Origin of the sequence: Fibrobacter sp. (assembly GCF_045601785.1) — a bacterium.
In the GTDB taxonomy this organism is placed as follows: domain Bacteria; phylum Fibrobacterota; class Fibrobacteria; order Fibrobacterales; family Fibrobacteraceae; genus Fibrobacter.
The window spans coordinates 1-6561 of sequence record NZ_JAZSAF010000063.1; the positions used below are offsets into that span (position 1 = coordinate 1).

The 6561-nt window shown below is 51.5% G+C and carries 10 protein-coding genes and 1 pseudogene; 7 read left to right on the forward strand and 4 right to left on the reverse strand.

Features of this window, described 5'->3' with window-relative positions:
- Positions 1–67: 67 nt before the first annotated feature.
- The 4 genes from ACKI61_RS10015 (at position 68) to ACKI61_RS10030 (ending at position 2170) form a co-directional block, all read left to right on the forward strand.
- Positions 68–1234 carry an FISUMP domain-containing protein gene (locus ACKI61_RS10015; RefSeq protein ID WP_407457584.1) on the forward strand — a complete coding sequence of 389 codons (1167 nt, stop codon included), beginning with the start codon at positions 68–70 and terminating at the stop codon, positions 1232–1234.
- Between the two features lie 21 nt (positions 1235–1255).
- Positions 1256–1354, forward strand: a complete 99-nt coding sequence (locus ACKI61_RS10020) for an LEPR-XLL domain-containing protein (protein ID WP_407457585.1) — start codon at positions 1256–1258, stop codon at positions 1352–1354.
- A 287-nt stretch (positions 1355–1641) separates the two neighbouring features.
- Positions 1642–1839: a hypothetical protein gene (locus tag ACKI61_RS10025; protein WP_073114458.1), complete on the forward strand. Its 198-nt coding sequence runs from the start codon at positions 1642–1644 to the stop codon at positions 1837–1839.
- Positions 1826–2170, forward strand: coding sequence for a type II toxin-antitoxin system PemK/MazF family toxin (locus ACKI61_RS10030; protein WP_407457586.1), 345 nt, complete (start codon positions 1826–1828; stop codon positions 2168–2170). The genes ACKI61_RS10025 and ACKI61_RS10030 overlap by 14 nt, the downstream gene beginning before the upstream one ends.
- 33 nt (positions 2171–2203) lie before the next feature.
- Here ACKI61_RS10030 and ACKI61_RS10035 read toward each other — a convergent pair whose 3' ends face one another.
- From ACKI61_RS10035 to ACKI61_RS10050, 4 genes are all read right to left on the reverse strand, one after another.
- On the reverse strand, positions 2204–2386 hold the full coding sequence (locus ACKI61_RS10035) for a hypothetical protein (protein ID WP_072813120.1): 183 nt from the start codon (positions 2384–2386) through the stop codon (positions 2204–2206).
- A 212-nt stretch (positions 2387–2598) separates the two neighbouring features.
- The gene (locus tag ACKI61_RS10040) at positions 2599–2883 is read right to left on the reverse strand and encodes a DUF4160 domain-containing protein (RefSeq protein WP_072813115.1); all 285 of its coding nucleotides are present in this window, start codon (positions 2881–2883) and stop codon (positions 2599–2601) included.
- Positions 2883–3116 carry a hypothetical protein gene (locus tag ACKI61_RS10045; protein ID WP_072813118.1) on the reverse strand — a complete coding sequence of 78 codons (234 nt, stop codon included), beginning with the start codon at positions 3114–3116 and terminating at the stop codon, positions 2883–2885. The genes ACKI61_RS10040 and ACKI61_RS10045 overlap by 1 nt, the downstream gene beginning before the upstream one ends.
- Positions 3097–3387 (reverse strand): hypothetical protein, encoded by a 291-nt coding sequence (locus ACKI61_RS10050; RefSeq protein WP_072813196.1) that lies wholly within the window; start codon positions 3385–3387, stop codon positions 3097–3099. Before ACKI61_RS10050 ends, ACKI61_RS10045 begins: the two co-directional genes overlap by 20 nt.
- 190 nt (positions 3388–3577) lie before the next feature.
- Here ACKI61_RS10050 and ACKI61_RS10055 point away from each other — a divergent pair, with 190 nt between their 5' ends.
- The 3 genes and pseudogenes from ACKI61_RS10055 to ACKI61_RS10065 form a co-directional block, all read left to right on the forward strand.
- Complete coding sequence (locus ACKI61_RS10055) at positions 3578–4828, forward strand: carboxymuconolactone decarboxylase family protein (RefSeq protein WP_407457587.1); 1251 nt, start codon at positions 3578–3580, stop codon at positions 4826–4828.
- A complete protein-coding gene (locus ACKI61_RS10060) occupies positions 4828–6261 on the forward strand; it encodes a flavodoxin (protein WP_407457588.1) in 1434 nt (477 codons plus the stop codon). Before ACKI61_RS10055 ends, ACKI61_RS10060 begins: the two co-directional genes overlap by 1 nt.
- A 15-nt stretch (positions 6262–6276) precedes the next feature.
- Positions 6277–6561: pseudogene (locus ACKI61_RS10065) on the forward strand (endonuclease); the annotation flags it as partial.

Below are 6561 nucleotides of genomic sequence, written 5' to 3' on the forward strand. Positions count from 1 at the left end.
ATTCCACATTCCATATTTCACATTGCTTGGTTTGTGGGTGGTGAAAATTTTTACAGGAGATAATGGTATGAAGTGTGTCAAGGGTCTTGGTTTCTTGTGGGTGGCGGTGCTCGCGGCATTCTTCGCCCTTTCCGCCTGTGACGATTCTTCGTCTGCCTCTAGCAACGAACCTGATGAAAATGCCGCTGTCGATTCTTCATCTTCTATTTGTAAAGATTGTGATGACGAATCAAGTAGTTCTGCTAAAAAGATTGAATCCTCTGCTGAGAAGAATGTAGAATCATCGGATGATGCTGAAACAGGTAAGTCTTCTTCAAGTAAGGAAAACAGAACAAGTAGTAGTTCCATAAAGTCAGGAGATTCTTCTAGCAGCAAGAAGGATGAATCTAGTTCGTCGGTTAGTTCGTCTTCGAGTGAAATAACCGACTATGTTGGGTTGCCCTGTGAAGGCATACTTTCAGATGGAAATACGGGAAAAATATATTTGTGCGTGGATGGACGATATGTGCTTTATGTGCCTACGGAAAGTTCCAGTTCTGGGCCCTATGAACCGTTCGACCAAACTCTGCCTTTGAAAAAGTTTGAGGAAGAGCGCTACAAGACATTTACTGACTCGCGCAATGACCGTGTCTATTATTACCTGACAATCATGGGCAAAGATGAAGATGGTGTCAAGGATACCATAGACGTTATGGCACAGAACTTGAATATCGCCGATGTCACCTTGAAGGCTGGCGAAAACATGACCGACGACACGAAAATCGAACGCTACTGCTACAACGACGACACCACCAAGTGCGACCGTTACGGCGGCCTTTACCAGTGGGCAGAGATGATGGGTTTCAACGATAGTTGCAATACCAAGAGTTGTGCCGACCTTATACAGCCAAACCACCAGGGAATTTGCCCAAAAGGCTGGCGTTTGATGACGCGGCATGATTTTGAAGTTGCCCGAAGCAGTACGGAATACGGGGTCTATGGCTTGCGTTCTGAATATAATTTTACAGGAAACAATGAAAGCGGACTATCTCTTACTGGGGCGGGTGTCTATGATCATCAGAATGGCTTTGATGACATAGACGAGGCGTTTTATATGTATTATCCCGTAGAATATCTGTATCATGGTTCTCTCAGGGCTCTTAGCCAATGCATTAGCCGTGATAGCGATATGTCGGGAATTTCGGGAAATCCAAGATTGGACGCACTTTCTGTTCGTTGTGTAAAATTAAAATAAATTTCAACAAAGACATCCAAGATGAAAAACATATCTAAGAAATCTTCCAAGAAGAACTCTCAAAATAATTTCAATATTGAACCCCTTGAACCGCGCCTGCTTTTGGCTGCCGTCGAATAATCATTCCACACCCCACACTTCACATTACACACTCGCGTCTGCGTTAGGGGGCGTCGCACCGCCACGCGGTGGCGAGACTTGCGATAGATCCATCGACTTCGCCCTGACGGGCTTCGCTCAGGATGACACATCGCAAGGCTCGATGAGCCGAGGGTGCTCGGCGAGCAGCACCCGCCCCGGCCCCTGGCCGGGGAACGCCCAAGGAAGGAGTGTTTTTAGAAACCTGTCCGCTTGCTTTAATACCGGAAATTGTATATATTTAGATTAGATGAATAAGGAGGTGCAGTATGTCTGATGTCGCTTTTGCCGATTTTACCGAGCAGGTGCTGTCTCTTTCCTATGAGCAGACCCTTACGCTGATGAGCAAGATGTTGGAATCGTTGAAGACCAAACGGCGCGAAGAAAGTTTCGCCGAACTGGAAAAAGACGTCGCGCGCAGTTCCATGAATTCCATGTGGGAGGAATTGAAGAATGACACATGGTGAAGTCTGGCTAATCGATTTTGGCGACCCAGTTGGCAGCCTTCCGTCCAAGATTCGCCCTGCGGTCGTGATGCAAAATGATCTGCTCGGCATAAAGAATCTGAACACTGTCGTTGCGATTCCTTTTACTTCGAATCTCGAAAGGGCTGGCCACGAGCCGAACATTCTGTTCCGAAAGGAAGAAACGGGTCTCCCGAAGGATTCTGTTGCGGTTATTCACCTTATCGGTGCGGTCAACAAGTTCTGTTTTGACAGAAAGGTTTCTGCGATGTCGGAACTGAACTACCGCAGGCTTGTAGACGCCGTGACGAAATTAATTGACAGCGAGAAGTAGGAAAAGCCTTATTCGTCAGATAAGTTTGGCCAATCAGAACCCCTTTTCCGCAACGACATTCTTTTGCTTCTGCTGCAAGATGATGTCGAAAGCCTTGGCGAAGAATTCCGCTTCTTCTGCCGATGCCGCGCTTTCGATAACATCGGAAGTTTCCGAAAGACCGATGTGCTTGCATTCTTCGTAAAGTTCGTGCATTCTTTTCGCTTGCTGAGTCATATCATAAATATACAAACGTTTTTGAAAAAAAACACTTTGAATTTTCATTCCATACCCCACACTTCACATTTCACATTGCTTCTGCGTTAGGGATAGTCACCCGTAAGGGCCGAGACTACAGGCTCGGCGAGCGAAGCGAGTATAGCCCGACCCGGCCCCCGCCGGGGAACGCCCAATAGTGTGCTATACTTACTTTTACTGCTTTAGGTTATTTACTTGTTCTCGCCGAAGAATCCGTGTTCCGAATGCTGAGACCACATTTCGAACATTGTCAAGTAGTTGTTCTTGATGTATTTCTGGATGGTCAGAAGATCCTTGTCGGAAAGAGAGCCGCGTTTCTGGACAACGGTGTCGCCGTTTGATTTGATGAAAAGTTTTGCGGAACCGGCTTCAGTCAATTTTGAGTCGCTCGCATGTGCGTGGATGCATTCGACTATGCAGGCCATGGTAAAATACAGATAGTAACCGGCGATCTTGAATGGGAAATATTTCGGCATTAGTCGTTCCCGATCAAATCTTTGTTTTTCAGGTAGTAGGCCTGGACGAGGGCTAACTGTGCGTCGCACATGGAGGACTTGATCATGTCTCCATCCTTGTTCAGGACGCAGGCTTGCTCCGGGTTGCTTAAATAGAGGATCTTGACATCGCCGTTGTCTGTAACGGTGAAACTGTAGTTGGCGATAATCATGTCGGCCTTGTCGGCGATTTCATTAAGCTGTTGCTCGGACATTGTCCACCTCGACAGATGTTATCGGTTGCAAGAAAATTTTCGGGTCGATGTAAAGGTCTTCAAGGATGGGAACCAGGTCGATATAGTCCTCGACGAGTTTGTCCTTGTTCTGGCTATATACGGCATCGACCACCAGGTAGCCGTTGTCCCATTCCTTCACCTTTGCAATCTTGACAAGGCTATACGGCCCCTTGAACCGTATAGTCCGCCCGTTAAAGGAGAAGGATATGTAACATCCGTCATTTGACAGGATTGCCTTAGAATTGACCATGTCCACAATATACATTATTCTGTCGCCAAAGGCAACCTGGGCTGGCTCGGTTTTACAAGGGGAACGCCCAAAAAGTCGTTATGTGTTGTTTTCACTATGCGTTTCACGCATACTGAGCATGAAAAAATGGTATTTTGCGGGGTTTGCGCATTTATTTATATTAAAGGCGTAGATAAAAAAGGAACAAACCATGAAACTAGGGACGATTATGACGATGCTTGGTATGGGTGCGGTGCTTGCCGCGTGTGATTGCTGCCCGCAGGGCGAGGCGAAGGTGCTTTCGCAGGACAAGGAACTGCGTGCCGTGATGGACAACTTCACGCAGAACGAGGTTCCGGCGGCGACCCCGCTTGTGGAAAAGCGCGAGGTGGAATTGATTCGCCTGGTGTCGCTTGTGACGCAGCAGTCGGGCGCTCTTTTGCAAGAAGAAGTGGCGACGGCGCTTGCGCAGGGGCTTACTCCCGAAGAGATTCTCGAGGCGATTTACCAGTGCGCCCCCTACACCGGGTTCCCGCGGACGGTGGATGCGGTTGAAATTGCCCGCAGCGTGTTCAAGGCGAAGAACGTGAAGGTGGACGAAAACCGTGGGACGGTGACAGCGCAGTCCCGCCTGGATGCGGGTGCCGACGCGCAGGGAACGCTGTTCGGCCAGTCTTTCCGCGACATGGCGAAGAACGGCAAGAGCGGGATGCCGACTATCAATTACTTCTTGGCGAGCAACTGCTTTGGCGATTACTACACCCGCAAGGGGCTCGACCTGAATACCCGCGAACTCTTGACGATGGCGATTCTCGTGAACTTGGGAACGGAGCCGCAGCTCAAGGCGCATATCGGCGCGAACCTGAAGATTCGCACGGCCGACTACGTGGAACAGGCGATTTACAACTGCTTGCCGTATTGCGGTTACCCGCGCACGCTGAACGCGTTGCGACTGCTCAAGGAAACGGTGGCGGAGGCGAAGGTCGCTGAGCCTGCCGAAGCGACGACGGGTGCGACGGCTGGTGCTGTAAACGCGACGGTCGCAAAAAGCATGCCAGATAAGGACTGGAGCGTGTTCCCGGTGGGCAAGCCGAACGACGCCTATGCCAAGTATTTCGTGGGCAAGAGCTATCTCGACATGATCAGCAAGGAACAGGTGGGTGTCGGGAACGTGACTTTTGAGCCGGCGTGCCGCAACAACTGGCATATCCATCATGCAAAGAAGGGCGGTGGTCAGATTCTCATTGCGACGGCGGGCCGCGGCTACTATCAGGAATGGGGCAAGCCGGCGGTGGAACTGAAGCCCGGCGACGTGGTGAACATTCCGGCTGGCGTCAAGCATTGGCACGGGGCGGCTCCGGATTCCTGGTTCCAGCATTTGGCGATTGAAGTTCCCGGCGAAGGAACAAGCAACGAATGGCTTGAGCCCGTGAGCGACGAAGACTACGGGAAGTTGAAATAATGTTTGCTAAACTTTTATCTTGTGCAATTTTGTGGTTCTCGGCGGTGTCGCTTGCGGCGGCACCTGCGCCCGAGGGCTTCGTGCTTATCAAGGGCGGGACCTTCGACATGGGAAGCCCCGTAAACGAGGACTGGCGTGTCAACGACGAGACGCTGCACAAGGTGAAAGTCTCCGATTTTTACCTGGGCAAATACGAGGTGACGCAAAAGCTTTACCGCGAAGTGATGGGCGATAATCCCTCCAGTTTCAAGGGTGACGATTTGCCCGTCGAAAACATCACGTGGCTCGATGCGGCGCGTTTTTGCAACAAGTTAAGCGAACGCGACGGACGCACTCCCGTTTACGCTATCGAAGGCGATGCGGTCAGCTGGAATCGCGAGGCGAACGGCTACAGGCTCCCTACCGAAGCGGAATGGGAATACGCGGCCCGAGGCGGCACGACCACGCCGTTCTACACAAAGAAGGCGCCCGGTGCCGACGATGTGAATTTTTACGGGCATTATCCGTATCAAATCGAGCAGAACTATTTCAACGACGAGGTTCTGGAAACACGCCTCGGCGTTTATCGCGGGAACACGCTCCCCGTGGGCAACTTCAAGCCCAATCCCTTCGGGCTTTACGACATTTACGGGAACGTGGGCGAATGGTGCTTTGACTTTTACGGCGATTACGGTGTTTCTGCGGGTTCGACAAGCGTGACGGTCGATCCGGCGGGCAAACCTTCGGGCACGAGGCGCGTGCATCGCGGTGGCGGCTGGAACGATTTCGGCAAGAACCTCCGCAGCGCCTATCGCGGGGCCATGCAGCAATCCAGCAAGAGTTACAATGTGGGGCTCAGGCTCGCCATGAATGCGGGTGCAGGCGTCAAGGGAACATTTGTGACCCAGGAAGCGGCGGGCTTTAAGGGCGAAAAGGCGCAAGCGGCGTCGAACCCGAAAAGCGGATCCAGTGTGCTGATTGTTTTCTATTCCTGGAGCGGGAATACCCGCGGTGTCGCACGCGAAATCAAGAAGCAGACCGGTTTCGACATGGTGGAAATTGAACTCGTGAAGCCCTATTCCGATGACTACAATACCGTCTTGAAGCAGGCGCAGAACGACCAGCACAAACAAGCGCGCCCTGCCCTCAAGAAAAAGCCCGACGCAAAGAAGTGGGCCGACTACGAAACGATTATCATCGGTTACCCCAACTGGTGGGCGAGTATCCCGATGCCTATTGCGACTTTGCTCGAAAGTTACGACTTTACGGGCAAGCGGATTCTGCCGTTCTGCTCCCACGGTGGCGGGCGCTTTGGCCAGAGCATCACCGCGATTGCGAAACTTGCGCCCAACGCAAAAATCGGCGAAGGCCTTTCGGTGCATTACTCCGGCGGTTCGAGCCTCTCGAAAGATGTGGCCAAGTGGCTTGAGAAAAACGGCGTGAAGACGAAATAATGTATATTCCTTGATATGCCTATTTCCGCCAAAATCCGTATGCCGCTTGATATCGCGATGACTGTCGCGACGCTTGTGCTGATGGGCGGCAACTACTTCTTTGAATCGACGGCCGTTCACGAGATTCTGGGCGTGGTGCTGCTCGCTTTGTGGGCGGTGCACATCACGCTGAACCGGCGCTTTTTCCTTTCGCTGTTCAAGGGCCGCTACAACGCATTCCGCATCTTGCAGGCGGTCGTGAATTGCGGAATCCTTTTGTGCGCGATTTTCCTGATGGTGAGCGGCATAATGCTTTCGAAC